General features: G+C 59.9%; 23 protein-coding genes. 19 read left to right on the plus strand and 4 right to left on the minus strand.

The genetic code is table 11. The features are described 5' to 3' along the window. The first annotated feature begins 2 nt into the window (after positions 1-2). The 19 genes from NUW12_01835 (at position 3) to NUW12_01925 (ending at position 22,495) form a co-directional block, all read left to right on the plus strand. Positions 3-1,049 carry a phosphoglycerate dehydrogenase gene (locus NUW12_01835; protein ID MCR4401513.1) on the plus strand — a complete coding sequence of 349 codons (1,047 nt, stop codon included), beginning with the start codon at positions 3-5 and terminating at the stop codon, positions 1,047-1,049. A gap of 6 nt (positions 1,050-1,055) precedes the next feature. Next, entirely contained in the window at positions 1,056-1,712 is a 657-nt protein-coding gene (gene eda / locus NUW12_01840; GenBank protein MCR4401514.1) for a bifunctional 4-hydroxy-2-oxoglutarate aldolase/2-dehydro-3-deoxy-phosphogluconate aldolase, read from the plus strand. 525 nt (positions 1,713-2,237) lie between these two features. Continuing rightward, positions 2,238-4,184 carry a tetratricopeptide repeat protein gene (locus tag NUW12_01845; protein ID MCR4401515.1) on the plus strand — a complete coding sequence of 649 codons (1,947 nt, stop codon included), beginning with the start codon at positions 2,238-2,240 and terminating at the stop codon, positions 4,182-4,184. Positions 4,185-4,485: 301 nt separating this feature from the next. Continuing rightward, positions 4,486-5,175, plus strand: coding sequence for a GntR family transcriptional regulator (locus tag NUW12_01850; GenBank protein MCR4401516.1), 690 nt, complete (start codon positions 4,486-4,488; stop codon positions 5,173-5,175). Between the two features lie 581 nt (positions 5,176-5,756). Further along, positions 5,757-6,959, plus strand: a complete 1,203-nt coding sequence (locus tag NUW12_01855; GenBank protein ID MCR4401517.1) for a transaldolase family protein — start codon at positions 5,757-5,759, stop codon at positions 6,957-6,959. Between the two features lie 411 nt (positions 6,960-7,370). After that, positions 7,371-8,195 carry a transketolase gene (locus NUW12_01860; protein MCR4401518.1) on the plus strand — a complete coding sequence of 275 codons (825 nt, stop codon included), beginning with the start codon at positions 7,371-7,373 and terminating at the stop codon, positions 8,193-8,195. Position 8,196: 1 nt separating this feature from the next. Continuing rightward, positions 8,197-9,141, plus strand: coding sequence for a transketolase (locus NUW12_01865; GenBank protein ID MCR4401519.1), 945 nt, complete (start codon positions 8,197-8,199; stop codon positions 9,139-9,141). 43 nt (positions 9,142-9,184) lie between these two features. Beyond that, entirely contained in the window at positions 9,185-9,649 is a 465-nt protein-coding gene (gene rpiB / locus NUW12_01870) for a ribose 5-phosphate isomerase B (GenBank protein ID MCR4401520.1), read from the plus strand. 317 nt (positions 9,650-9,966) lie between these two features. Then, positions 9,967-10,941: a PHP domain-containing protein gene (locus NUW12_01875; protein ID MCR4401521.1), complete on the plus strand. Its 975-nt coding sequence runs from the start codon at positions 9,967-9,969 to the stop codon at positions 10,939-10,941. A 257-nt stretch (positions 10,942-11,198) separates the two neighbouring features. Beyond that, positions 11,199-11,585 (plus strand): dimethylsulfonioproprionate lyase family protein, encoded by a 387-nt coding sequence (locus NUW12_01880; GenBank protein ID MCR4401522.1) that lies wholly within the window; start codon positions 11,199-11,201, stop codon positions 11,583-11,585. A 17-nt stretch (positions 11,586-11,602) separates the two neighbouring features. After that, positions 11,603-13,048 carry an NAD-dependent succinate-semialdehyde dehydrogenase gene (locus NUW12_01885; protein MCR4401523.1) on the plus strand — a complete coding sequence of 482 codons (1,446 nt, stop codon included), beginning with the start codon at positions 11,603-11,605 and terminating at the stop codon, positions 13,046-13,048. Between the two features lie 333 nt (positions 13,049-13,381). Further along, the gene (locus NUW12_01890) at positions 13,382-14,164 is read left to right on the plus strand and encodes a glucose 1-dehydrogenase (protein MCR4401524.1); all 783 of its coding nucleotides are present in this window, start codon (positions 13,382-13,384) and stop codon (positions 14,162-14,164) included. A 130-nt stretch (positions 14,165-14,294) separates the two neighbouring features. Continuing rightward, entirely contained in the window at positions 14,295-15,842 is a 1,548-nt protein-coding gene (xylB, locus tag NUW12_01895) for a xylulokinase (GenBank protein MCR4401525.1), read from the plus strand. Positions 15,843-16,157: 315 nt separating this feature from the next. Beyond that, positions 16,158-17,600 (plus strand): extracellular solute-binding protein, encoded by a 1,443-nt coding sequence (locus NUW12_01900; GenBank protein MCR4401526.1) that lies wholly within the window; start codon positions 16,158-16,160, stop codon positions 17,598-17,600. Positions 17,601-17,731: 131 nt separating this feature from the next. Beyond that, positions 17,732-18,691, plus strand: a complete 960-nt coding sequence (locus NUW12_01905) for a sugar ABC transporter permease (protein ID MCR4401527.1) — start codon at positions 17,732-17,734, stop codon at positions 18,689-18,691. 195 nt (positions 18,692-18,886) lie between these two features. Then, positions 18,887-19,702: a carbohydrate ABC transporter permease gene (locus NUW12_01910; GenBank protein MCR4401528.1), complete on the plus strand. Its 816-nt coding sequence runs from the start codon at positions 18,887-18,889 to the stop codon at positions 19,700-19,702. Between the two features lie 274 nt (positions 19,703-19,976). Further along, the gene (locus NUW12_01915; GenBank protein ID MCR4401529.1) at positions 19,977-20,237 is read left to right on the plus strand and encodes a hypothetical protein; all 261 of its coding nucleotides are present in this window, start codon (positions 19,977-19,979) and stop codon (positions 20,235-20,237) included. 2 nt (positions 20,238-20,239) lie between these two features. Continuing rightward, positions 20,240-21,373 carry an ABC transporter ATP-binding protein gene (locus NUW12_01920; GenBank protein MCR4401530.1) on the plus strand — a complete coding sequence of 378 codons (1,134 nt, stop codon included), beginning with the start codon at positions 20,240-20,242 and terminating at the stop codon, positions 21,371-21,373. A gap of 12 nt (positions 21,374-21,385) precedes the next feature. Then, a complete protein-coding gene (locus NUW12_01925) occupies positions 21,386-22,495 on the plus strand; it encodes an ABC transporter ATP-binding protein (GenBank protein ID MCR4401531.1) in 1,110 nt (369 codons plus the stop codon). 213 nt (positions 22,496-22,708) lie between these two features. Here the strand turns inward: NUW12_01925 and phoU are convergent, their stop codons facing one another. From phoU to pstA, 4 genes are all read right to left on the minus strand, one after another. Then, positions 22,709-23,371 (minus strand): phosphate signaling complex protein PhoU, encoded by a 663-nt coding sequence (phoU, locus tag NUW12_01930; GenBank protein MCR4401532.1) that lies wholly within the window; start codon positions 23,369-23,371, stop codon positions 22,709-22,711. Between the two features lie 54 nt (positions 23,372-23,425). Further along, positions 23,426-24,232, minus strand: a complete 807-nt coding sequence (pstB, locus tag NUW12_01935; protein MCR4401533.1) for a phosphate ABC transporter ATP-binding protein PstB — start codon at positions 24,230-24,232, stop codon at positions 23,426-23,428. Between the two features lie 59 nt (positions 24,233-24,291). Continuing rightward, positions 24,292-25,053 carry a phosphate ABC transporter ATP-binding protein gene (locus NUW12_01940; protein MCR4401534.1) on the minus strand — a complete coding sequence of 254 codons (762 nt, stop codon included), beginning with the start codon at positions 25,051-25,053 and terminating at the stop codon, positions 24,292-24,294. A gap of 158 nt (positions 25,054-25,211) precedes the next feature. Continuing rightward, entirely contained in the window at positions 25,212-26,015 is an 804-nt protein-coding gene (gene pstA, locus NUW12_01945; GenBank protein MCR4401535.1) for a phosphate ABC transporter permease PstA, read from the minus strand. Positions 26,016-26,042 lie beyond the last annotated feature (27 nt).

Consider the following 26,042-nt stretch of genomic DNA (forward strand, 5'->3'; position numbering starts at 1 on the left):
GCATGGGGAAATGGAAAGTGATCGTTACCGCTCGGTCCTTCGGTCAGGTGAGCTCCAGACCGGCCGAAATACTCACGAGCGCTGGATGCGAGGTAGTGTCGAGTTCCATAGACCGTCCTCTCGACAGCGATGAGCTGTCAGGCATGGTTTCTCAAGCAGACGCGATCATCGTGGGAAACGACCAGGTGAGTGGGTCGGTGATCGAGAGCGCTCCCAGGCTCAAGGTGATATCGCGCTACGGCGCCGGGGTGGACAACATCGACATACGAGCGGCCACAGCTAGAGGTGTAGTGGTAACGAACACACCGGGGGTCAACGACGAAGCTGTGGCTGACCTTGCGGTGGGGCTGATGATTTCCTTGGCCAGGCATATCTGCCCCACAGTCGACATGGTAAGGCAGGGAAAGTGGACACGGATCCTTGGCATGGACATGGCTGGCAAGAATGTCGGCGTGGTCGGCCTCGGACGGGTTGGTAAGGCGGTGGTTAGGCGTCTGGCGGGGTTTGATGTGACGACCCTCGCCTACGACCCTGTGAGGGACGACCGCTTTGCGCGAGACTATGGTGTAAGCTATGTGCCGCTGAACACGTTGCTCGGGTGCTCCGATTTCGTGACGCTCCATACTCCCCTCACGCAACAGACCCGGCACCTGATTGGCGCCCGAGAGCTCTCGTTGATGAAGCCGACCGCGTTCCTGATCAACGCCTCGCGCGGAGGAGTGGTCGACGAAGAAGCCTTGTACGCGGCCCTCAAGGAGAAGCGCATCGCGGGTGCTGCGCTTGACGTGTTTTCGCACGAACCCCCCTTTGGCAACCCGCTCATCACGCTTGATAACGTCCTTGTAACCTCACATATCGGGGGATACACGCGCGAGTCGGTGGACAACATGGGCATCCTGGCTGCCACTAACGTTGTAGATGTCCTGGAAGGAAGGAAGACTCGGTACGTGGTCAATCCGGAGGTCTATGAAGATCGTAAGTGGGAGCAGCGCGACACAGCGCGCCACGCTTGCCACAACGATAGACGCTGCACTGAAAGGGGCGATTGACGCTCCATGAACCGGGAGGAGACTCTTGCGCTGATCAAGGAAACCGGGATAGTGGCGATAATCCGCGGCATACCTGCTGAGGGTCTCGCAGGGGTGACAGACGCTCTGAAGGCGGCGGGTGTGCGCGCCATCGAAGTGACGATGAATACTTCGCAGGCTCTTGACATGGTCGCTTGGCTGGCAAGATATGGAGGCCGGGATGTAGCAATCGGTTCCGGAACGGTGCTTGACAGTGAGACAGCGAGATCCGCCATGCTCGCGGGGGCGTCTTTCATCATTTCTCCGTCGTTGAACGCGAAGATGCTGGAGATGTGTCACAGGTACGGTGTTCTCACGATACCAGGAGTGCTGACACCCAGTGAAGTGCTCACAGCCTGGGAACTCGGTGCCTCACTCGTCAAGATCTTTCCTGCGGGTCGTCTCGGCCCAGGCTACGTCAAGGATCTCAGAGGACCATTCCCCCACATAGAAATGGTGGCCGTCGGAGGCGTCACCCAATCGAACGCCGCAGAGTTCCTCAAGGCGGGTTGCGTAGCAGTAGGCGTGGGCTCGGAGCTCGTTGACCGACAGCTGGTGACTGAGAAGCGCTTCGATGTGATAGGGGAGCGAGCTGCCGCTTTCGTGAAGGCTGTACGGAGCTGCGCAGTGCCTAACACTCTCTGAGCCGATACCCCGCAGATCCGGCGCATCGAACATGCCCTAGCGACGACGGGCAGCGCGCTCACGCACCGCACTGTCCCGTGCCGCGTCGACGAGAGGTCTACGGGAGCCTTGACGTTTCGGTCCTGCCGAACTCCTCGGCAGACCGAATCGCTTTACTCGTTCACCCACGGGAGTCTGACAAGAGAAGGGTGGACGACCTCGCGTTCGACCTGAGTAGACAGAAGGAAAGCCTGAGGAGAAGGTCGAGGACCTGTCAGCTCATCAACAGCCACCAAGTGAGCGATCTCCATAACGCCGCCTCTTAGGGCCGCCGCCTCTTCCTGTCTCGCACTCGCTATGGTATGCTGTCATCGGCGGCACGCCAATTCGGTCCGCTTTTGGTGAGCCCGCAGTCGGTCTACGGCTGCCTTTCACCCCAACAACCCAAAGGGCCGCGATCAAGATGCGGTCAAGATACAGTCGGAATGTGGCAGGAACACCGTCAGGGTGTCCAAGAGCACACTTGTCTTGTGAGGAGAGTCGGGCATGGGCGTTTCAGACATGAGTCGTTTCGAGGAGATCGAAGCCTTGCGGCTAAAGGGCATGCGACACTTGGACATGGATGAATTCGAGGAGGCTGAAAGGATATTCAAGAAGCTGGTGAAGATGAACCCAAGTCCGGTTTTCCGCAATAACCTGGCGATGTCCCGCTTTCGACAAGGAGACCCCGAGGGAGCCCTGATGGTCCTCAAGCCCAACCTCGAGGCGGACCTGCCGAATCCCTTCGCGCACGCCCTCGCTGCGCAAGCCCTCGCGGCATTGGGGCGCCGCGGCGATGCGGAGGAGCAACTCGCGAAGGCGATATCCGACTTTGAGATGGGGCTGGAAACCGTGGTGCCCGAAGGCTTGGTTAGCGGGCGGTCATGGCGTGAGTACACCGTGATCGTCAAGAGAGCCGCTGGCGACCTGGGGAATCACCGCCAAGTCCTGGACCTGTATCGCAAGTGGGAGGGGTACCACACGCATCCCGAGGACCGCTTCCTGGCCGGGGTTGCCGCTTTCAATCTCGGCCGGTTCTCGAGGGCAGCGTCCCACTGGAGAAGACTGCCGCGGCCAGCGTGGGGCTTTGCGGACCTATACGTGATCGTGGCCGACGCCGCAAACGCGGGACTTGTGCCGCAGTTCCCTCTGGAATACCACGTCCCCAAGCTGCGTCAAATCAAGGGACGCGAGACAGATGACGACCTCCGTAGATTGGCGCAGCAAGGCTGGTCCCGTATGATCGCGCTGGGATACATCCTTGGCGAGTCCGCTGATGAAGAGAGCAAACGGCGCTGTGCCGCGCAGCTGCGCTTGCTCATCTACCACGGCGGAGATTGGGGACAGGACCTGGCAAAACGCGTCCTCTCGGCGCGCGGACTCGGCAGGGAAATGAAGCTCGCAGCCGCGAACGTGCTTGTGGAGCTTGGTGTTTACAAGGAGGGAGAGCCCATCGAAGCCGTGGTGGGCGGCAAGACAACGAATCTATTCATCCAGAGCCTCAAGGTTGCGGAGCAGCCCGACAGGAGGATGGACGAGATCTTGGAGGAAGCGAGGCGTCTCCGCGACGCGGGGAAAGTCGATGAGGCTATAGAGAGACTAGAGCCCTTGATTGAGCAAGGCGACTTCTACCCGCCCGCGATCCTGATGCTGGCCAACCTTCTGAGGCGCAAGGACAGGTTGGACGAAGCCGAGGACTTTCTCCTCACTCTGATGGAGATCGCCCCCCACGATCCCGCTGTGCTCTTCAACCTTGCAGCGCTGTACCTTCAGCTCGGCGACCTCGAGCGCGCCAAGGAGCACGCCGGCCGGATAGACCGCCGCGATCTCCCAGGCGAGCTCCGTGACAAACTCAGACTGCTCGAAGACGAGATAAGCCGCCTTGAACACCTGATGACAACGCCAAGCCAGATCGTGGCCGCTCTTGCGGAGTCCTGGCGTGAGGATCAGGAAGACAAGCCCGTTTCCCTGAATGTAAACCTGTCCCAGGCTATGCGTGGGGTGCCTGCGAGATGGGTGAGTGCCGCCTGCAAAGAGCACGGGATCGATCCGGCATCTCTAGGGCGCAAGAAGGAGCGGGCGGAAGCCCTCGGACGACGGCTCGTGGACCGACGCCACATGGAGGAGACCGTGTCGCGGCTGGAACAGGATGAAAGGGAGGCTCTTCGTCATGTCCTCGATAGGGGAGGCTGGGCCGACCTCTCGACCCTCACTCGGCGGTTCGGCTCCATGGAGGGCGACGGGTTCTGGTGGGACGAAAGCCCACCTCGATCCACTCTGGGAAGGCTTCGGCTCAAGGCCTTGGTGTTCGTAGGACGAGCCGTTATCGAGGGGCGCCGGCACAAGGTCGCGGTAATCCCCATTGAGCTGCGAGAAGGCCTCGCGGACCTTCTCGAGCCGCCTCTTGCGGGCGAGCGGGGGAGATCCCAAGGGAAACGAGGAAAGAGAGGCTGATGACGCCTCTACTGGGCGGTGCGCAGCAGTACGCGTCCCATTCATGCTGGAGTGCCTCTGCGCGTTCCACGAGGGCATCTGTGGGCCGCGACGTCACGCGCCATCTCTTGACGAATTTCCCCAGAGCAAGCAGGAGAATCGCCAGTTCTCTCGAACGAACAGAAGGAGACTGCACGAGTTATATGATATTATAATAACGATATCTCCAGTGCTATGCGGAGGACTTGCGTACCCATGTGATTGCGAGGTCTCATTACTATCACGGGGTCTTAAACAGCCTTGAGAATGTAGGGGTATGGGGATGATTGACAGGCTAAGTAACATTCCGCTTTACGTTCAGGTGTACAATGCCATGCGGGACAACATCACCTCGCACAAATGGCTACCCAGGGAGCGTTTACCCTCGGAGGCGGAACTAGTCGAGCAGTTCAACGTGAGTAGAATCACGGTGCGCCGTGCCGTGGACGAGCTCGTGCGCGACGGCTTGGTCATTCGGCAAAAAGGTCTCGGCGCCTTCATCGCGCCGCCGAGGCACTCGTCCAGCGTGACGATGCTCACGAGCTTGACGGAAGATCTGATCGAAAAGGGCTTTCACCCAGGAACGGAGATCCTGGATTTCTCCGTTGTCCCCGCGACTGAGGACCTCGCTCGCCGCCTCGTGTTGTCCCCGGGGGACAAGGTGTTTCGTGTCGAGCGGCGCCGTTTCGCTGATGACAGGGTCGTGGCGCTGAACCTATCGTACATCCCGTGTCGCTTGTGTCCGACCCTCTCCCGACAGGACGTTGCGGTTGGCTCCCTGTACGGGGCGCTCGAGGCGAAATACGGGCTGCGCATCAAGAAGGCGATCCGAGAATTCGAGATGATTGAGGCGGCGGATTACGAAGCGCGGCTGCTTGAGGTGCCGGTGGGGACGCCGATCCTCAGAATCACGGGGACGGTCTCGACGGCGGACGGCAGCGTCGTGGATTACCACGTGAAGCACTACAAGTAGCAATGGTCATGAACAGCACTCGCTCGCGGACGGATGTCGAGGCAGTCGAGTAGCTTTGTCTTCTTCTTCATCTTAGTCTGTCGTCCGAACGAAGAACCCGATGCGTGCTTCTTACATGGCACAGCTTCGGGCTTCTTTGTCTCCGGGCGTCTTCATGGCGTCCCTGGCGGCGTCCCTGCCTGCGCCCGGTCGGACAAGTCTCAAACTTGACCCTGTCGGACAAGTTTCGAACGTGGCACGTGTGGCCGCAAAGACGCACCTCATATGCGGCCTGTCAGAGTACGCCTCGAACGCGGCTCGCTCGGCCGCGCCTAAAGCGTGGTCGGACCCGGGCTCCGCGTGAGGGTTGGTCAGCCATGGGAGAGGATGGGGAGTCTCTTTTTCTACTTGGGAAGAAGGATAACGGGACTCAGCCGCGAATACATAGTACCAGACTTATATGATGTTATAACAACATGTATGGGAAGCATCGACTTGGGTGCGTGTCCATGTGCGCGGCCGAGTTTAGGCACCGTTCCTGGTGAGTTCACCGGGTTAGCGCGGTCATACAAACCTAAAGGTTGGTTGAGGAGGAGATTCCGTTGGCTGGCAGTAGGAAACGAGGCGCTATGGAGCGACTTGCCAGGGATGGCAAGGGTATGGAGTTGTGGTGGGACTCGAATCCGCTGATATACGAGGCTTGGTGCGCGAAGTTCCTCGCAGCGGTGCCGGAAGACCAGAGAGGGCAGCTCTCCGAACAGCTGAAAGCTATGTGGGACGAGGGAGCGAGCCCGAACGACTGGGTATTTAGGGGAGTGACCACGAATCCTCCGCTGACCAAGGCGGCGTTCGAATACGTCAAGGACGAAGGAATATCGATCATAAAGGAAGCCCGTCGAAACCATCCTTCCCTGGGCTATCGCGAGGTTGCGTGGGAAGCGTACAAGGCGGCCTCCCAGAAGGGAGCGCGGCGGTACCTTCCTCTCTTCGAGGGTTCCGGTTACCGGTTCGGGTTCGTGTGTGCCCAAGTGGATCCCGCGCTCTGCAAAGACACTGCGGAGATGGTCCGTCAAGGCCTCGAGCTATGGAGGCTCGCGCCCAACGTCATGATAAAGGTTCCGGCCTCCCGTGCGGGTGTTGCGGCCATGCGCATCCTTACCTCGATGGGGGTTCCGATCAACGCCACGCTCTCGTTCACCCTTCCACAGATAATGGCGGTCGCGCGTGCCGTGAAGGAAGGAAAGGAACTCGGCGAGAAATCGGGTATCCGCTACGACAAGTGGCGTGCGGTGATCACCCTCATGATCGGAAGGTTCGAAGACGCCGCCATCTTCCGGGAGCAAGCGGCCCAGAAAGGCATTCAACTTACCGATGAGCTGAAGAGGTGGTCGGGAATCGCTGTGGCACGAAAGGCTTGCCAGCTGATTGCGGAGGGAGGCTACCCGTGCAAACTCCTCATCGCCTCGAGCAGGGTCGGACCGACGGTCGACGGACAGCAGCGGATATGGCACATAGAAGGGGTCGTCGGCCGGGATCTCGTATACACCATGAATCCTGAACTCATCCAGTCGTTCATGCTGTTGTATGCCGATCGTCCGATTGAGACCGACTTGAGCCGGAACGAGATACCCGACAGTGTGATGGAGCAGATCCTCCAAGCTCCTTATTTCGCCCAGGCGTACGCCGAGGACGGCATACGCGAAGAGGACTTCGAGACGATAGAGCCGTTCGTCACTACTTACCGGCAGTTTTCCGGCGCTATGGACGATCTGGCCTCGTATGTCAAGAAGGTGTTGGAAGGATAGGAGTCTTGTCCAGCTGAGGTGCTTGCGCTTGCTCACACGCGCTTCGGCGCCTGCACACGCCTCCGCCGACGCGCGCGCACCCGCGCTCGCACGCGCGCCCGCACGCGCGCCCGCGCACGCAGGAGCGGGCACGTAGAATCGCGCATGCGGACGCGGGCACTCGGAGACGGGCACGGAGCGCTCGTGACAGCGCGCGTGTGCAGGCGCGGGCAATGGAGCACATGATGGCGTGCGCCGGGGGGCTCGGCCCGCTTGCCGACGGGCGTCTCCCGGCGGCCGCCTCACGGCTGCGTTACAAGTGGTACAGATGAGACGCGCGAGGCGTGCGGGGCATTGCGAGGCATGTGGGACGTGCGGGCACGTCACGAGACTGGAACGTAAGGAGCTAGAGAGGCTGTGGGCGCTAGCGACATGTCGAAAACCCACTCAATCGAGGCGCTCGCTCGGAACATAAGGCGAGACGCCATATGGATGAGCACGAAAGCGGGTTGCGGACACCTGGCCCCGGCGCTTTCCGCTGCGGATATCGTGGCCGTTCTGTACGGAGGGGTCATGAGGCACGACCCCAAGAACCCTACATGGCCCGAGAGGGACAGGTTCATTCTCAGCAAAGGTCACGGGTGCCTAGCTCTATACTCCGTCTTGTGCGAGACCGGCTATTTCGAAAGGCGACTGCTCTCGAGTTTCTGCTCCGAGTACGGCACCATGTTAGCGGGCCATCCGGAAAGGTGTCTGCCCGGCGTGGAAGCGAACACGGGGTCCCTTGGCCACGGGATCGCGCTGGGTCTGGGCATGGCGCTGGCCGCTCGTCTGGACGGGCTCGCGTATCGCGTGTTCGTGCTGGTGGGCGATGGAGAGCTCGAAGAGGGGAGCAATTGGGAGGCGGCCATGGCTGCCGCTCGCCACGAGGCAGGCAATCTCACAGTGATCGTTGACAGGAACGGTCTGCAACTCGGGGGCTTTACCGAGGAGATCAGCCGTCTCGAGCCCCTGGAAAGGAAATGGGAGGCGTTCGGGTGGGACGTGAAAACAGTTGATGGACATGACGTCCGGGCGCTCTTGGAAGCGCTCGAGAGCGTTCGCCCGCAAAACGCGAAACCCACAGCGGTCGTAGCCAAGACGATCAAAGGCAAGGGGCTGAAGGTAGCGGAGAACAAGGTGGAGTGGCACTACAAGGCGCTCACACCGGAACAGTACAGCGAGCTGGAGCCCGACTTGCAATTGGAGGTGCTCTAGGATGGCTGGTGAGTATGAGTCGACGAGGAGCGCCTTCATAGCGGCACTCATCGAGGCGGGGCGAGCGAATGCTGGTATAGTCGTGGTAAGCGCTGACTCTGAGTCCCGGTTCGGCGGGTTCGTCAAGGAGTTTCCCGGCAGGAGTTTCAACGTGGGCATTGCCGAGCAGACCATGGTGGGCACGGCCGCGGGTTTGGCGCTTGCTGGGAAGACCCCGGTGATAACGGCTTACGCCAGTTTCCTGGCTTTCAGGGCCTTGGAGCAGATCAGAGTGGACATCGCCGCTGAGAAGCTGGACGTGAAGATCGTGGGCACCGACACAGGCTTCTCAGCAGGCTGGTCGGGCTACACCCACTTAGCCCTGGAAGACATGGCTGCCATACGAGCTCTGCCCAACATCGTGATAATCGATCCCGCAGACGGCAACGAGGCGTTTTGCGCCACTCGAGCCATGTTCGAGTATCGCGGACCGGTCTACATTCGTTTGCGTGGTAGGCAGGGGGAGCCGGCCCTGCCCGTTCCGGACAGGCCTTTCGTGATAGGACAGGGTGAAGTCCTCGCGGAGGGAGATGACGTGCTCATCGTGGCGTGCGGCGCTGCGGTGTACGAAAGCATGGAGGCAGCGCGTCTTCTCAGGGAGCAAGGCTTGAGCGCTTCGGTGGTAAAGATGTCCACGGTGAGACCGTTGGACGAGGGTCTCATCGGTGAGCTGGCTGCCCGGATACCGAAAGTGGTGACGGTGGAGGAACACAGCATCGTCGGCGGGCTGGGGAGCGCCGTTGCGGAGTTCCTGTGCGAACAGGGCATAGGTGCTCGCCTCCGAAGGCTCGGTGTCGTGGATGGGTTCTGCAGGCCGGGTTCGGAGAAGGCCCTGAAGAAGGCTCTGTCACTGGATGGAGCGGGGATAGCGCGGGCTGTGGGCCGTTTCTTGATGAACGAGAAATGACCAAGATGACAGGGGAAGATGACGAAGGCAGGGAGAAACGACCATGAAGGTGATACTCGGAGCTGACCATCTCGGTTTCGGGCTGAAGGAGACCATAAAGTCCTATCTGTGCGACAAAGGGGTAGAAGTAGTGGACGCGGGCACCTACGACACGAATCCCGTGGATTACCCCGATATCGCCCATGCCGTGGCGAAAAGGATCGCCAGCGGGGAACTGGACAGGGGGATCCTCATATGCGGCACGGGGATCGGCATGGCCATAGTGGCCAACAAGGTCCCCGGTGTAAGGGCGGCCCAGTGTCACGACGTGTATTCCGCGGAGCGCGCCCGGAAGAGCAACAACGCGCAGATCATGACTCTCGGCGCCTTGGTGGTCGGGCCCGAGCTCGCGAAGACGCTCGTGGACGCGTGGCTGGAGTCGGAGTTCCAGGGCGGCAGGTCCGGGCCTAAAGTCGAGAAGATTGACAGGATAGACCAGATGTACCGTAAGGATGTGGGACTTACATGAGAACGTAAGCCCGTATCCGATGCTCCCAGCTTCCACTGGAGTGCCCTCCTACAGGCTACCGGCTTCGACGGGTCTCCCCGTTCCGCAGCGCGGCAGCTTTGCTGCTGCGTCTTGACGGTCGTTTGCACCGGTATGCGGGCCTGGCTGTGTGTCCGAAAGACGAGGATGTAGCATGCAAAGCGCGAAAACGGCGTGTCGGTGGTGTCGGCGGACCGGAGGCCTCGGACTGCGGGCGAAGCGAGGCGGTTGACTGACGCTGCACGGACGCTGAGGTGATGCCACGGTGGACAGTGCCAGCAAGACACGGGGTGACAAACATGACTCGCATGAATAGACACGAATGTGACCTCCACTGCCACACGACCAGGTCCGACGGAAACGACACGCCCGCCGACCTGATAGACAATGCGGCGGCAGCAGGGGTGAGGGTCGTGGCCATCACCGACCACGATGTGCAGCCGCCTCTGTCTCTGTGCGTGGACGCCAGGGGGAGCCACGTGGACATACACTCCTACGCGCGGGAACGCGGCGTGGAGCTTGTGTTGGGTTACGAGTTCTCGTGCGACACATACGTGGACGACGTGCACATACTGGGATACAGAATGGACTGGACGAGTGAGGAACTGGCCAGAGAGGTGAAGCGTGCCAGGGAGAGCAAGACCGAGGCGTACATGCGGTTGTGTGAGAAGCTGACTTCCAAGGGCATGCCTCTGGACTTCGAGGAAGACGTTTTAGCCCTCCTGGGCGGAAGCAACGAGGGGAAGTCCGCGAGTCCCGACGAGGTGGAGAGGAAGCACGTCTTCGAGGCCATGGCGAGGAAAGGCTACGCCCCGACCTGGAAAGACGCGAAGCTGATAGTGAGAGACGACCCGGAGTTGAATGTCAGAAGGGAGAAGATCGATCCGGTACGTGCTATCCACCTGATAAAGAGCTTGGGTGGAACGGCGGTCCTGGCGCACCCGCTCCTGATAGATGAGACGGTTAGCTATCCGGACGGAAGGGTCTTTACGCGGCGGGAGTACATCTGGAGGCTGATTTGCGAGGGTCTCGACGGAATGGAGGCGTCCTATCCGTACAGCAAGACGAGCTACAAGGGCCGCTGGTCAGACACGGAAGCAGAAGCGTACATACGCGGAGAGTTCGGGAGCAAGCTGAAACTTCTCACCGGCGGCTCTGACTACCATGCGGACGAGCGCAAAGGCGTGAGTAACCCAAGGTACATCGGGGAAGGCGGAATATCCCTGAAAGAGTACGAGGCGGTAAGGGAGTTCCTCCGCGTGCAGTCCCCTTAGCGGCACGGGGGGCTTGCCACCAAAGGGGCCACGATGTCACGGAGCGTTTCCTGTACTTTTCAGAACCCCTCTTTGGAGGAGAGTGGACAATCCCGTCGAATAATAATTAGAGGCTTATATGACATTATGACAGCATGTATTACGTGGTCTCCTGCCAGCGAATAGTCAACGAATGACCAGCCAGTAACCTGAAAGATCGGGCCGACGCATGAAACGAGAGAGACGAGCGGTCGCAGCATCTATAGGGAGGCGTGATGATGAAGTACCTGGTCAACGTGCAATCGAAGAACCCTGACGAAGATCCGCGTTCCTTGAGGGCGCGAGTGGTGAACAGGGACAAGGCGGTGTTGCGGGATACTTACATCCTGTTTGACAACGACAAAGGGCCGTCCCGCAACGTGAAGATGGGTTACACCGTCATCTATCCGACCGGGACGACAACAGGACATACACACGACGATGAGGAAGTGTACTTCGTCATCTCAGGGGAGGGCATCATGCAGGTAGGTGACGAGAAGTTTGACATAAAGCCGGGTGACGCGCTCTACGTGCCGCCGGGGCTGTTCCACACCACGTATCAGAAAGGAAACATCCCGCTCACAGTGGTTTGGGTCACCTCGAAGGTCACAGCAGGAGAGGCGTAACCGGAGGAGAGGCGCAAATGATCATACACGGCCAGATATTGATAGACGGCAACTGGATAGGGCCCGGGAACAGGGAAGCTTTGGAGGTCATAAACCCGGCCACCGAAGAGGTCTTTGCCATTGTCCCGAAGGCCGATGAGAACGATGTCAGGGCAGCGATAGATGCAGCAGCCGCGGCTTTCAGGCCTTGGTCGGAGCTTACACCCTTCGAGAGGGGTCGCTTTCTCCGGAAAGCAAGCGAGATCGCGCTGGCTCGATCCCGAGAGATCGCGACCCTGATGACCCAAGAAGAGGGGAAACCGCTCAAAGAGGCCGAGGGAGAGGTGGTCAAGGGGGCGGAGATCTTCCGGTACTATGCGGAAGAAGGCGAGAGACTCTATGGGAGGATCATCGCGAACTCCGAGCCAAAGACGGAGAGCAGGGTGATTTACCAGCCCGTGGGAGTAGCCGCCGCCATCTCTCCATGGAACTACCCGGTCGAGCTCCTTGCCTGGAAGCTGGGGGGCGCTCTCGCCGCAGGCTGCACGATCGTGGCCAAGGTCCCGTCGGAGACTCCCCTTTCCCCGCTGGCTTTCGTCAAGTGTCTGACGGACGCGGGCGTGCCGAGGGGGGTAGTCAATGCCCTTGCCGGCAAGGGCTCGGTTATCGGGCCGATCCTCTTCGAAAGCCCGGTGGTCAAGAGGGTCGCCTTCACAGGATCGACCGAGGTCGGGAAGGAAGTCCTGAAGAAATGCGCTCCGTCGTTGAAGAGGGTGTCCCTGGAGCTCGGCGGGAGCCTGCCCATGATCGTGTGCGATGACTGTGACATCGACGCCGCGGTGGCGGGAGCGGTCAGGAGATCGTTCCGGAACATGGGGCAGATCTGCATAGCCATCAACCGCATATACGTTGATCGCAAGATATATGAGGAATTCCTGGAGAGGTTCGCATCCGCGACCAAGAAGCTGACCATCGGGAACGGGCTCAAAGGAGATTTCGATCTAGGCCCGATGTGCACTCTGGACGGGGTCAAGAAGGCCATGTCCCACACCGATGACGCAGTGAGAAAGGGAGCCAGGCTGCTTTGCGGCGGCAAGAGGCCGACAGGACAGGAGTACGAAAAGGGGTACTTCTTCGAGCCCACGATCATTGCAGACGCCACCCACGAGATGTTGGTCATGAAAGAGGAAACGTTCGGCCCGGTGGTGGGCGTGATGCCGTTCAAGGACCTCGAGGAGGCGGTGGCGCTCGCGAATGACACTGGGTACGGGCTGGCGGCGATCGTGTTCACGAACAGCCTGACGCGAGCAGAGACGCTCTCACGCCAGCTCAACTTCGGCAACGTGGCCATCAACAACGTGGACGCCGGCGTGATCAATGCGCCGTACGGAGGATGGAACGAGAGCGGCTTCGGGCACGAGCACGGGCCCGAAGGTCTGCACGAGTACCTGCACATCAAGCATGTGCGTGTTCGCTATCTGTGACAGAGGTCACTTCGAGTGTTCGGTGCCGGTGCGCCCGCTGTGGTTCTTGCCATGTTCTCGTTCTAGGCTGTGACTGTTGTTTTGACCGACGCAACTGACGCATTCGTAGCTGCTGACATGATCGACGTATCGACGTAGCAATGATCGACACTGATGCGGAGACGACCGGCACCGACGTTTTGATTTCAGACAGAACTCTGGTTCTCCGGCACAATGCAGGCACAATGGTTGACCGAACGGCGAAGCGCTTCGTGACTGGTTGGCGCTGTCAAGCAGGCGAGAATGTGTGCCTTGATCAGAACGGATTGATGCGGCCCGTAACCGGGGTGATCTATGATGAACGTAATGGAGAGATTCAGCCTTCGGGGAAGGTGTTCCGTAGTCACGGGAGGGGCCATGGGCCTGGGGAAAGCAATGGCTGAGGCCCTGGCCGAGGCCGGGTCCGACGTCGTGATAGCCGATATAAACCTCGACGCCGCGAATCTTACGGTGGATGGGATACGGAGTAAGGGTGTGCGTGCGGTCGCCGTCCAGTGTGACGTGACGCGTCCGGGTGATTGTCGGATGACGGCGCAGCGTGTCGTGGAGGAGTTCGGGAAGATCGACGTCCTCGTCAACAACGCCGGTATATGCGCTCACATCAGGGCCGAGGACATGGAGTTCGAAGACTGGTATAGAATCATCGACGTCAACCTCAACGGGGTCTTCAATATGTCTCAGGCCGTGGGACGAGCGATGATAAGACAGAAGAGAGGCTCGATAATAAACATCGCCTCAATGTCCGGGCTCATCGCCAACACTCCCCAGGCTCAGTGCGCGTACAACGCCTCAAAAGGCGGAGTGATAATGCTCACCAAGAGCCTTGCGTCCGAGTGGGTAGACCATAACATCCGTGTGAACTGCATCGCGCCGGGTTACATGAAGACGGAGCTGACCCGCGGGTTCTTTGAGAAGGGCGACAGGGCCATGATCGCGAGATGGATGGATTTCACGCCGATGAAGAGGGCTGGAATGCCGGACGAGTTGGGTGGCATCGCAGTATACCTTGCGTCGGACGCTTCCTCCTTCGCGACCGGGGCGGTCTTCACGATCGACGGAGGGTACACTGTGTGGTAATTTCGGGCCGGCCTCCGTCCCCTCCGGGAAATGAAACGGAGGTAGGCGAAGAGGCAGGCGAAACGGGCTGGGAAGACCGGCCGGGGTGAGGGAACCGAGCCGACATCCCACCAGAGGGAGGTATGAGGTCTTGCGGAAAAGATACCTCGTGGGGATAGACATAGGGACCTCAGGGTGCAAGGCGATCCTCATCGATGAACAGGGAGAAGTCGTGGCCAGGAGCATAGCCGACTACCCTCTGTACACCCCGCGCCCGGGGTGGGCAGAGCAGGACCCTGAGGACTGGTGGCAAGCTACCGTCAAAACCGTGAGCCGTATCCTCCAGGAGAGCCGGGTGAACCCAGACTCGCTGGCAGGCGTCGGCCTTTCCGGCCAGATGCATGGCATGGTGGCCTTGGACGGCGAGAACCGAGTCATAAGGCCCGCCATACTGTGGAACGATCAGAGGACCGCGAAGCAATGCCGGGAGATAGTCGAAGCCGTGGGCGGCGAAGAGAGGTTGATGAGCTACACTAACAACCTCATGCTGCCAGGCTATACGGGCGGCAAGATCCTTTGGTTGCGCGAGAACGAACCAGATCGATACGAACGCACTCGGCTCGTGCTCAACCCCAAGGACTACATCAGGTTCAGACTCACGGGCGAGGCGGCTACTGAGGTCTCGGACGCCTCGGGAACGGGGCTCTTCGATGTGAGGAACCGCCGATGGAACTATGAACTCCTCTCGATCCTGGGCATACCTGCAAGCCTGCTCCCAGCTTGCTTTGAGTCGGACGAGGTCACCGGCAAGGTCACTAGACGGGCATCGGAAGAGACAGGGTTGCCCGAAGGCCTGCCTGTCGTGGGCGGAGGCGGAGACGCTGTGGTCCAGACGACCGGCATGGGCGTGATCAGGGAAGGGACGCTCGGCGTAACGATCGGGACCGCCGGGATAGTGGCCATGGGCCTCGAGAGGTTCCGAAACAACCCGGGAGGACGGCTCCAGATATTCTGCAACAACTCCGCCGACGCCTGGCACGTCATGGGAGTCACGCTGTCCGCGGGTGGGGCGTACCAGTGGTACAAGAATAACCTCTGTGAGAGCGAGAAGGCGCGCGCTGCTCACGAGGGGCGCGACGTATACGAGCTCTTGGACGAGGATGCGCTGTCTTCGCCGCCGGGCAGCAAGAACCTGGTGTTCCTGCCGTACCTGAGCGGTGAGAGGTGTCCGTATCCGGACCCTACCGCGAGAGGTGCGTTCATCGGGTTGAACTTGCTCCATAACAAGAAGGATATGACGAGAGCCGTCATGGAGGGAGTCACCTACAGTCTCTATGATGTGTTCGAGCTCATCCGGAACCTGGACAAAGACATGACCATCGCGACAATAACGGCCTCGGGCGGAGGCTCTCGGAGCGCTGTTTGGCGTCAGATCCTGGCTGACGTGTTTCAGTTGCCTGTGAGGACCGTGAGCGGCAGCTCGGAAGGCGGTGCGTACGGCGCGGCGCTTGTCGCCGGGGTAGGGTGCGAGGTATGGGGGAGCATTGATGACGCCGTGCGTGTCCTGAAAGTCGAGACCGAGACCAGGCCGAACCCGGCCTTGCGCGATGTGTACATGAGACTGTATGGAATCTACAACGGATTGTACCCGGCGCTACGGGGATCCTTCGGGGAACTTGCCGCGTACACAGCTAATTGAAGTCTGGGGCAGCCGCATCTTGGGTTTACGCCCGGATGACGGGGTGCTGCGGGAATGGAATGGCAGCGAACATCCCGCGGCGGGCGCGCTTCAGGTGCAAATGTGAACGGGGAGGTGAGTGTGAAAGAGGGAATCGATGAATCGGGATCGGGATCGTCTAGATCCGCTAGGTGCCGAGTCTCATGGTTACGAGGTTCTGTGCTGGACAGTTGACGAGACCGAAGGAACGGATGTAACTGTCGTATGTTGTCCCCGGCAAAACGGGACGCTTGTCCCTGGTGAAGCGGGAAGCTTAGCTGAGGAGGCTGTAACGAAATGAAACGAATGATTGCTGTCCTTCTTTGCCTCTCGTTCATGCTGCTACCGTGGGTTGCTCAAGCTCAGGCCGATAAGTTCGGCCTCGATGACGTCCCGAAGATCCAGAACACAAAGCCCATAACCATGGTGCTGGAGACGGGCGAAGGTTATTCGAGAATGCTGCCGGCAATCGAAGCCTTCACCAAGAAGACCGGAGTCAAGGTGAACGTTGAGCGCATCGCGTCCTCCGGCGTGTACGGCAAAGAGAACGTGGAGCTCATGGCGGGCACCGGCTACTATGACCTCGTGTACGTGGAGACTTCCTGGACGACGGAGTGGTCGGACTACCTGTATGACCTGGACGAGCTGGCGAACAAGTACGATCCGGGCAAGGCCGCGGCTCTGCAGAAAGAGCTCGCCTTCATGGCGCCATCCATTTTGATGTGTGGCAAGGCGTACGGCAAACAGATGGTGTTGCCTTTCTACACGTTTGACATGTGCATGTGGGTCCGGCAGGATGTCTTCGACGATCCGACCGAAAAGGCCAACTTCAAGAAGAAGTATGGATATGACCTCAAACCCGCCACCACCGAAAAGGAACTCAAGGATCAAGGGGAGTTCTTCACCAGGAAGAAAGGCGAGCTCCTCAAAGGCAAGCCCCTCACCCACGACATCTACGGTCTGTCCATGCAGGCGGGCGCGTACCAGTGTAACGATGAGACCAGCGCCCGGCTGTGGGCTCGCGGGCAAGACTGGGTAACGGTGGTGCGCGATGACAAGGGGAACATCAAGGAGTTCGTGATCACCAAGGCGAACAAAGAGGCCCTGAAGGCGGCGCTGCAAGACTACAAGGATGAGCTGAAGTACGATTCCCCCAGCGCTATCACGGCCAACTTCGACTTCGTGGTCGCGCAGATGGGTAACGGAAACGCCATCATCTGCCCGACGATCTGGGCCAACTGCACGGTTTGGGCCGACGGGATCCTCCGCGAGAAGGTTCCGGGGGCGAAGATCGGCGTGTACCCGAGCCCGGGCGGCCGCCCGTACACGGGCGCCTGGTCCTACGGCATAGCCAAGGCCTCCAAGAACCCCGAGGCCGCGTACTGGCTCCTTAGGTACCTCACTTCGTACGAGTGCGCGCAGATCATCTTCAAGGAAGGCGGCATGGTGCCGGCGCGCGTGGACCTGATGACCGAGGTGGCCAAGGACAAGAACAACTACCCGTACGCGATGCTCGCGGACTACCACATCAACATATGGAAGACCATGGCGCCGCACATTCCCAACTACTGGTACTTCAACACGAAGGCCGGCGGCAAGGTCTATGACATGCAGATCTACGCGGTGAGCAAGGCTCTGACTGGCGAGATGACGATCGATCAGACGGTGGAGTCCATCACCAAACAGACGCTTGAACTGACATCCAAGTTCGACAAGATCCCCATCCGCGAGGAGAAGTAGAGAACGAGGTGCCATCGCCAGCTGGTAACTGTTGCTAGCTGGTAGCTGAGCCGAGGTGCCGGATCCTAAAGGTCCGGCACCTCGGAGAACACGAATCCGCCAGCGCGGCATGGGTTGTGGAGGTAAGATCGGTGGGCCGTCATGCGAGCGCAGACTTCAGTATGGGACCGGCGGGCGTTGAAAGCGGCGCACAGACGAAGAGGGGCAGGCGACCGACCATCTGGGAGACTCTCACCAACGAGAGGAACTTCCGGTGGACCCTCGTTGTGCCGCTCCTGGTCTTGCTCGTGATATTCGCTTTCTATCCGCTGTTCTACAGCATGTACTTCTCGTTCCACGATTGGGGAATGCAGGGAAGCCCGGTGTTCTCCGGCCTTAGGAACTACCGGCAGCTGGTACACGACACCACGTTCTGGGTGGCGTTCGGCAGGACGATTGAGGTGCTTGTCATATGTATCACGATTGAGCTGCTGCTGGGCCTCGGGGTTGCTTTGCTCTGGAACCGGGAGTTCAAAGGGCAGAACATCGTGAGGGGGCTTGCGCTCCTCCCGTTGTTGGTTGCCCCGTTGACTTTGTCACTGCTCTGGTACTTCCTCCTGGACTTCAACTTCGGAGCCGTGAACCAGCTGCTTGGCGCGATGGGCTTCGATAAGGTCTACTGGTGGGCCCCTAACAAGGCTCTGTTCACGATATGTTTCATCACGATCTGGCAATGGTTCCCGTTCTCAGCGTTCGTGCTGTTGGCAGGGCTGAAGAGCCTGCCCAAGGACGTCTTCGAAGCGGCGAGGGTTGACGGAGGCTCGAGCTTCTACACCTTCCGGCGTCTCACCCTCCCGATGTTGTCACCGCTCATCATGATCATCATCGTCCTTCGGGCGATGTGGCTGATAAGGCTGATGGATCCGCTCTTCGGGACCACGCGCGGCGCGGTCAACACGGAGCTGCTCGACTGGATCGTGTACCGCACGGGCTTTGTCATGTTCGACATAGGGTACGGTTCAGCGATGGCGGTGGTTTCGTGGGCCGCTACCATGGTGTTGTGTCTCATAATGTTCAGGCAGTTGATGAACTCCATGAGAGCGGGCAGGTAGTCCTGCGGGTGAGGGTGGCGACCGGTCCAAAGCGCGGCGAGAGTGGCGCTGTGCGGGCTGTGCCTAAGATGCTGTGCCGAGGATGTTACGCCGAGGCGGTGCCCTAAGGCCGTGCGCCGAAGGCTTTGGGCCGAAGGCGCTAAGCTGAAGAAGGCGCTGACCAGGAATAAAGTGACGATATGGAGAAGGTCGACTATGATTAAGAGGGTGCTTTTCTGGCTCGTAACCACAGTAGTGCTCCTTTTCGTGCTCTTTCCGCTGGCGTGGGTTTACCTGACGGCGTTCAAGTCAAATGCCGACATATTCGACCCGAGGCTCATCAGGTTCGTGGTTTTCAAGCCCACGCTTGACAACTTTCGCAACCTGTTCTCGCAGTATCCCTTCTGGCAGAACTTGCTCAACAGCTTGATCGTAAGCATCGGAAGCACCATCATCACCATGTTGGTTGCCTTTCCGGCCGCCTACAGCTTCGCGCGGTGGAATACCGGGGGAGGGGACTTGCTGTTCCTCACAATCTCCACGCGCATGTTCCCTCCAGCGGTAGCGGCGATTCCCCATTTCATAGTGTTCAAGACGCTGGGCCTGCTGGACACGCACTGGGGGCTGATGCTGCTTTACGTTTTCCTCAATGTGTCCTTCGCGACTTTCCTCCTGTATGGGTTCTTCGATCAAGTCCCGAAGGAGCTCGAGCAGGCGGCGATGATCGACGGGTACAGCCGCACCGAGGTGTTCCGAAAGATCGTCTTTCCGCTCATCAAACCCGGGTTGGCCGTGACGTCGGTGTTCTGCCTCATATGGGCGTGGAATGAGTTCTTCTTCGCGTTCCTGTTCACAAGGAACGTTGCCAGGCCGGTGAACGTCCTGATCTCGTCCTTCTGGGGAGGGTTGCAGGTTCAGTACGGCCTGATGGCGGCGGGGGCCGCGATTACGATTTTGCCTGCGCTCCTTATCGTGGGCTTCATGCAAAGGTACATCATCCGCGGCCTGACGTTTGGCGCTGTCAAGGGCTAGGCGGGAGGCGACGGAGCCGACGCGGATCGCCTCACGGATCGCTCGAGCGGATTTGGCATTCAGGAGCGCGCGGACGCGCACGCGAGTGTTCGCGTGAGCCCGAATGTGAGCGCGACCGCTGCGGACGACGACGAACGTGGGACGCGCGGGCGCGGCACGAGTGCGCGAGACGATGGCGCACATCATCAGCGGCGCGTGCGATTGAGCGTGATCACGATACGCGCCTATGCTGCAAACAGGCCTGAGAAGGCCGGAAAGTGAGCAGAGGAGGACCATGACTGAGATCAGGAAGATGCTGCCACAAATGAAGATAACTGATCGCATCACGTGGGGTGTGTTGTGTTGGATCTTCTTCAACCTGCTGTGGTTGAGATTCCTTGAGAACTACGTGCCACAATGGGTGGGCGCGGCGATCGCGACCGCCCTCGTGGCTGCGTTCATCGCCTTTGGCCCCGGTCCGGGTGCGGCAGGGGATGAGGGCGACGGTGACGGCGCGGAAGAGACGGCTCATGAGGAGGACAGGGAAGGAGAATAGCTGTGGCAGAGGTCAGACTGGAGAACGTGACAAAGCTGTACGGGCGCAAGAGAGCGATCAGCGATGTCAGTTTCGTGTGCAAGGAAGGAGAGTTCCTTTCGATACTTGGCCCCACCGGGGCTGGCAAGAGCACGATCCTGAAGATGATCGCGGGAATAGAGGACGTTACGTCGGGGCGGATCATGTTCAATGGCCGCGTGGTGAACGACGTTCCTCCCCAGGAGCGGAACGTCTCCATGGCTTTCGAAACGTACAACCTCTATCCGCACATGAATGTGTACGATAACATCGCGTTTCCGCTGCGCGCGCCGCGGTGGGGTCTCAAGTTGAGCCGGGAGAAGGAAAGGGAGAAAGTAGAGGAGATCGCCAATTTCCTCGGCATCGGCGAGCTGCTGGACAGGCTCCCTCAGCAGCTGAGCGGTGGCCAGAAGCAAAGAGTGTCTCTGGCCCGCGCTTTGGTGAGGAAGCCGGAGGTGTTCCTCCTCGACGAGCCCATAGCCCACCTCGATGCTCGGCTCAAGTTCACGACTCAGACTCTCCTGAAGGAGTTCGCGAACAGCTACCGCAGCACCATCGTGTACGTAACTCACGACTACCGCGAGGCGCTTGCTCTGTCCGACCGCATCATCGTGCTGAGGAAGGGCAGGATCGAACAGGAAGGATCGCCCGAGGAAGTCTATTACACGCCCGCGACCGATTTCGTCGGAAGGCTGGTCGGGGAGCCGCCCATGAACCTTGTGGATGGTGAGCTCGAGGAGGGCATAGCGGGCCTCGTGTTCAGAAGCGGAGAGTCGATAGCGCTTCGCGTGGATCGAGAGCTCGTCCGTCCCCTGAAGAACCTGCCGCAGGGGCAGGGGATGAGACAGCGTGCCCGCCTTGGTATCAGGTGTGAGTACGTGAAAGTGAGTCACGAGAGAATCTCGGAAGATGCTTTTCAGCTCCCGATCTACGCGGTCGTTCGTGAGGCGGAGAGCGTCCTGTTCTCTTTCCAGATACAGGAGGGAAAGCTTCTGCACGCCAGGACCCGCGATGAGGACGTAACCGGCTGTGAAGTCGGGGAAAAGCTCTGGGTGGAGTTCGACAGGCACAACATGTTCTTCTTCCCAATAACAACTGAGCGTGCTACACGCTTATAGGGGCGTCTTGCAATGAGCAGAGTCGACATAAACCATGTTTGGAAGGTGTACCCCCGGGCGACCGAAGCGGCCGTCAAGGATCTGACGTTCACCATCAACCACAAGGAGTTCCTCGTCATCCTCGGTCCGTCTGGCGGCGGCAAGAGCTCGACGTTGAGGATGCTGGCTGGCCTGGAGGACATCACACGAGGCGAGATCCGCTTCGACGGGAAGGTCGTGAACAGCCTGGGTCCCGCCGAGAGAAACGTCGCGTTGGCCTTTGAGTCCTACGCGCTCTACCAGCGGTTGACGGTGTACGAGAACATCGCTTTCCCGCTGAGGGCCAAGGGTATGAGGCAGCCCGAGGTCCATCAAAAGGTGACAGAGATCGCCGAAAGGTTCGGGCTCTCCTCGGTATTGAAGAAGCACCCGTCGTCGCTCGCCGGCGGCCAGCAGCAGAGGGTGTCGCTCGCGCGCGCCTTGATCCGTCAACCCAACCTCACGCTCTTGGATGAGCCTATCTCTCACATGGATCAGCGGGTTCGAGCCGAAATGAGGGCCTTGATCAGGCACATTCACGACACGATGGGGAATACGACGGCCTACGTGACTCACGATCAAGCGGAGGCCATAGCCCTTTGCGACCGGATAGCGATCATAAACGGCGGCAAGCTGCAGCAAATAGGGACCATCGACGAGATCTGGAACCGGCCGGCCAACAAGTTCGTGGCGTTCTTCGTGGGCGAGCCGGCAATGAACTTCATCACCGGGGTGATCCGTGACACGCGGAGCGTCTCCATTCCCACCGACCAGGGTGCGAGAGTCTTCAAGATCGCCGGGGAGATAGGTGAGGCGTACGTTGGACGCGACATCACCGTGGGCGTTCGCCCTCAACAGATCACCGTCGCCCGCGAGGGGCAAGGGGAGAACACGATTCCCGCCAAGGTGCGACTCATCGAATTCCGCGGTGAGATCACGGTGCTTACGATGGATCTCTCGGATGTCAAGAAGACAGAGGTCAAAGTCGTGGTCCCGGCGACTGAACGGTACGTCATTGGGGAAGCGCTGTGGCTTCACTGGGAACCCGAGATAATACACCTCTTTGACGGAGACCTGCCGATAACCAGGAACATGCCGGGATGACGACGGTCCGATCCGCCGATCGGCCATCCCGTTGAAACCATCCATACGTTCGGTGGACGTCCCACGAGTCTCGACAGTCTCGACGCGCCGCCTAGGGGCTCCTAGAGGCTCCAAGAGAACGTCAAGTAGACCATCCCAACCAACCCCTCATTCCCCCCCAGAAACCGTGCTGCGGGAGTTGGCTGGGATGGTCGGCTTTCCTCTCAAGACCAACTAAGTGTGTAGCTCCTTCAGTTCCCCGGTCTCCACGTAGAACACACGCTCCGCGATATTCGTGACGTGGTCAGCGATGCGTTCGAGGTAACGAGAGATCAGGAGGAGCTGCACCGCCTGGTCCACGACGTCCGGATCCCTCTTCATGAACTCGACGAGCTCGTCGTACAGACTGCGGTAGAGGTGGTCTACCTCGTCGTCGGCGTCGACCATCTTCTGAATCAGAGCGAGGTCTCTTGTCACGAAAGCCTCGAGCGCCTCGCGCAGCATCTGACTCACGAGACCCTGGAGCCTCGGGATATCCACGAGCGGCTTGAAGAGCGGCCTGTCCGCGAGGCGCTTGGCCATCTTCGCTATGTCTACGACGTAGTCAGCGACCCTCTCTACATCTGCGCAGATCTTGAGAGCGGCGACTATCACGCGCAGATCCCGCGCCGCCGGTTGTTGCGTGGCAATGAGTCTTATGCAAGTGGTCTCGATCTCCAGGTTCAGCGCGTCCACCTGGTCGTCCATGGCGATCGTCTCATCCGCGAGCGCGACGTCCCTTTCCGCTAGGGCGATGAGCGCCTTCCCCAACATGTCTTCTGAGATCCTGCCCATGCGGAGGAGGGAGCTGTCAAGCCCCGCGAGCTCGGCCTCGAACCGCTTCCTGGGGGTCGTCATTGCAACACCTCCGTTCGCTCGTTCATCCTGTCTTTCGGCAAGCCGAGTCAGTGGCTACCCTAGCCTCCCGGCGACGTAATTCTCCGTCCTTCTGTCTGCCGGGGACGTGAAAACCTGACCCGTGGGGCCGTACTCCACGAGCTCCCCGGAGAGCATGAACGCCGTGTGGTCAGACGCCCTCGCGGCTTGCTGCATGTTGTGCGTGACGATGACCACCGTGTAGGACTCCTGCAGCTCCCTCATCAGATCCTCGATCCTCAGGGTGGACGCCGGATCCAATGCGGAGCACGGCTCATCGAGCAGGATGACATCGGGCCCCGTCGCGATGACTCGCGCGATGCATAGCTGCTGCTGTTGTCCCAGGGAAAGACCGAGCCCCGGGCTTCTGAGCTTGTCTTTGACCTCATCCCAGAGGCCGACCCGGCGCAGGCTTTCCTCCACGATTGGGTCGAGGCTCTTTCTGTCCCCGATTCCGTGCACGCGAGCTGCGCACGCCACGTTCTCGTATATGGACAGCGGAAACACCACTGGCCTTTGGAACACCATGCCCACGCGCTGGCGCAGACGCGTCACGTCCGCTTCCGGGGCGTAGATGTCCTCCCCGTCCAGCCTGATCGACCCCTCGATCCTCACGTTCTCGATGACGTCGTTCATCCGATTCATGCATCTGAGAAGGGTGGACTTGCCGCACCCTGACGGACCGATGAGCGCCGTGATCGAGTTCTCGATTATGCTCAGCGTCACACCCTTCAGGGCGTGAACCAGCCCGTAGTAAAGGTTGAGGTTGCTGATCTCGATCTTGTGTCTCCGGGTCCTCTCCTGCTCACGGTCACGGACATCTTCATTGGCCGACACAGACATTGTTGTTAGCGACATGGCTTCTCCTTTAGATACTTCTTTAGATACCTAGATATCTCATGTCATCCGAATTTCCCGCATACGTAGTCCTCTGTGCGTTTGTCTCTGGGGTGCGTGAATATCTCCGACGAAGGCCCCGTCTCGACGAGCTCCCCCATGAGAAAGAACGCTATGTCGCCTCCCACCCGCGCGCCCTGCAACGGGTTGTGGGTGACGAGCACGACCGTGTACGACTTCACTAGCTCCCACAGGAGTTCTTCGATTCGCAACGTGGATATGGGGTCGAGACCGGAGGTCGGCTCGTCCAGCAGGAGGATCTCGGGCTCCACGGCGAGGACGCGCGCTATGGAGAGCCTCTGCTGTTGGCCGCCGGATAGCGTGCCCGCATGGTCTCGCAGTCTGTCTTTCACCTCATCCCACAGGATCGCGTCGCGCAGAGCCTTCTCAACGATCTCTTCCAGGCCCCGTCTGTTGCGGATCCCCCGCTTGCGCGGACCGTACGCCACGTTGTCGAAGATGCTCATCGGAAGCGCCATCGGCAGCGCGAACACCATCCCCACTCGCCTGCGCAGGTCCGCTACGTTCACTGAGTGGCTGTATACGTCCACGCCGTCTATCTCCAGGCTGCCCTCGGCCCTCGTGCTAGGGATGAGGTCGTTGAGCCGGTTGAGCGACCGGAGGAACGTGGTCTTACCGCTCCCGGACGGGCCCATGATGGTCAACAGCCGGTTGCGCGGGATCTCCAGGTCGATTCCCTTGAGGGCGCGGTGCTGACCATAGTAGAACCTGAATCCTCGAGCTCGGATCTTGGTCGAATCGTGCATGGCCTTCGCCGTGTAGAGCCGCTCCTTTCTCTCCTTACTGGTCCCGGCAGGTTCCCGGGAGGTTCCCTGCCGGTCGACGGCCGTGAGGGCGGCCAGCGACCGGCGCGTGTCCAGCCTGATCTCTTCAAGCTGCCTGAAGTAGGTTGCTTCCGCCCTTGCTACCTGCTCCGGGCTGCGAAGCGATTCACAATAGAATACGCCGCTACGTTGATGACGAGTATCAAGACGATCAAGACTGCTGCCGTGCCGTACGCGTGGTCCATGGAGATGCCCTCGCGCGCAAGGATGTAGAAATGCACCGGCAGTGTCCTCACGGGATCGAGCAAGGATCCGGGCAACTTCAGCGATGCGCCGGCCGTGAAGATCACCGCGGCCGTCTCGCCGATGCTCCTCCCGATGGCCAACACTATTCCCGTCACTATGCCGGGCAGCGCGCTCGGCAGGACGACGCCCATCACCGTCTGCCACCTGGTCGAACCCAGAGCGTAGCTTATCTCGCGATACGCGTTGGGCACCGCCCTGATCGCTTCCTCCGAGGTCCGGACTATGGTCGGGAGGATCATGGCAGCGAGCGTGAGCGCGCCCGAAAGCACGGACCAGCCGAGACCCAAATAGATCACGAAGAAGAGGAACCCAAACAAGCCGAAGATGATCGATGGGATCCCGGCGAGGCTCTCGGTGCCGAAGCGCACTATACGAGGGAGCCGGTCCTCCCTCGTATATTCGGTGAGGTAGAGCGCTGTCGCGACGCCGACGGGAGTTGCGATGAGGACTGCGATGCCGGTGACGAGAACGCTCCCGACTATCGCGGGGTAGATGCCTCCGGACCTCCCCATCTGCCTCGGCGCCTGTGTGAGAAAGGCCGGTGTCACCATGTGCAGCCCTTTGCCGAGGATGTAGGCGACCACGAATACGAGGACGCACACGGTCGCCACGGCGGCGCTCGCGAAGACGGCCGTCATGATCTTGTCCGCGAGCCGCTCATTGAT

This window comes from Bacillota bacterium (assembly GCA_024653485.1).
GTDB lineage: Bacteria > Bacillota > SHA-98 > UBA4971 > UBA4971 > UBA6256.

Excerpts from the sequence above, each read along its gene's own strand:
- NUW12_01835 (MCR4401513.1), top strand. The coding sequence starts at position 3 with ATGGGGAAATGGAAAGTGATCGTTACCGCTCGGTCCTTCGGTCAGGTG.
- eda (MCR4401514.1), top strand. The coding sequence starts at position 1,056 with ATGAACCGGGAGGAGACTCTTGCGCTGATCAAGGAAACCGGGATAGTG.
- NUW12_01845 (MCR4401515.1), top strand. The coding sequence starts at position 2,238 with ATGGGCGTTTCAGACATGAGTCGTTTCGAGGAGATCGAAGCCTTGCGG.
- NUW12_01850 (MCR4401516.1), top strand. The coding sequence starts at position 4,486 with ATGATTGACAGGCTAAGTAACATTCCGCTTTACGTTCAGGTGTACAAT.
- NUW12_01860 (MCR4401518.1), top strand. The coding sequence starts at position 7,371 with ATGTCGAAAACCCACTCAATCGAGGCGCTCGCTCGGAACATAAGGCGA.
- NUW12_01865 (MCR4401519.1), top strand. The coding sequence starts at position 8,197 with ATGGCTGGTGAGTATGAGTCGACGAGGAGCGCCTTCATAGCGGCACTC.
- rpiB (MCR4401520.1), top strand. The coding sequence starts at position 9,185 with ATGAAGGTGATACTCGGAGCTGACCATCTCGGTTTCGGGCTGAAGGAG.
- NUW12_01875 (MCR4401521.1), top strand. The coding sequence starts at position 9,967 with ATGACTCGCATGAATAGACACGAATGTGACCTCCACTGCCACACGACC.
- NUW12_01880 (MCR4401522.1), top strand. The coding sequence starts at position 11,199 with ATGAAGTACCTGGTCAACGTGCAATCGAAGAACCCTGACGAAGATCCG.
- NUW12_01885 (MCR4401523.1), top strand. The coding sequence starts at position 11,603 with ATGATCATACACGGCCAGATATTGATAGACGGCAACTGGATAGGGCCC.
- NUW12_01890 (MCR4401524.1), top strand. The coding sequence starts at position 13,382 with ATGATGAACGTAATGGAGAGATTCAGCCTTCGGGGAAGGTGTTCCGTA.
- NUW12_01900 (MCR4401526.1), top strand. The coding sequence starts at position 16,158 with ATGAAACGAATGATTGCTGTCCTTCTTTGCCTCTCGTTCATGCTGCTA.
- NUW12_01910 (MCR4401528.1), top strand. The coding sequence starts at position 18,887 with ATGATTAAGAGGGTGCTTTTCTGGCTCGTAACCACAGTAGTGCTCCTT.
- NUW12_01915 (MCR4401529.1), top strand. The coding sequence starts at position 19,977 with ATGACTGAGATCAGGAAGATGCTGCCACAAATGAAGATAACTGATCGC.
- NUW12_01925 (MCR4401531.1), top strand. The coding sequence starts at position 21,386 with ATGAGCAGAGTCGACATAAACCATGTTTGGAAGGTGTACCCCCGGGCG.
- phoU (MCR4401532.1), bottom strand. The coding sequence starts at position 23,371 with ATGACGACCCCCAGGAAGCGGTTCGAGGCCGAGCTCGCGGGGCTTGAC.
- pstB (MCR4401533.1), bottom strand. The coding sequence starts at position 24,232 with ATGTCTGTGTCGGCCAATGAAGATGTCCGTGACCGTGAGCAGGAGAGG.
- NUW12_01940 (MCR4401534.1), bottom strand. The coding sequence starts at position 25,053 with ATGCACGATTCGACCAAGATCCGAGCTCGAGGATTCAGGTTCTACTAT.
- pstA (MCR4401535.1), bottom strand. The coding sequence starts at position 26,015 with ATGACGGCCGTCTTCGCGAGCGCCGCCGTGGCGACCGTGTGCGTCCTC.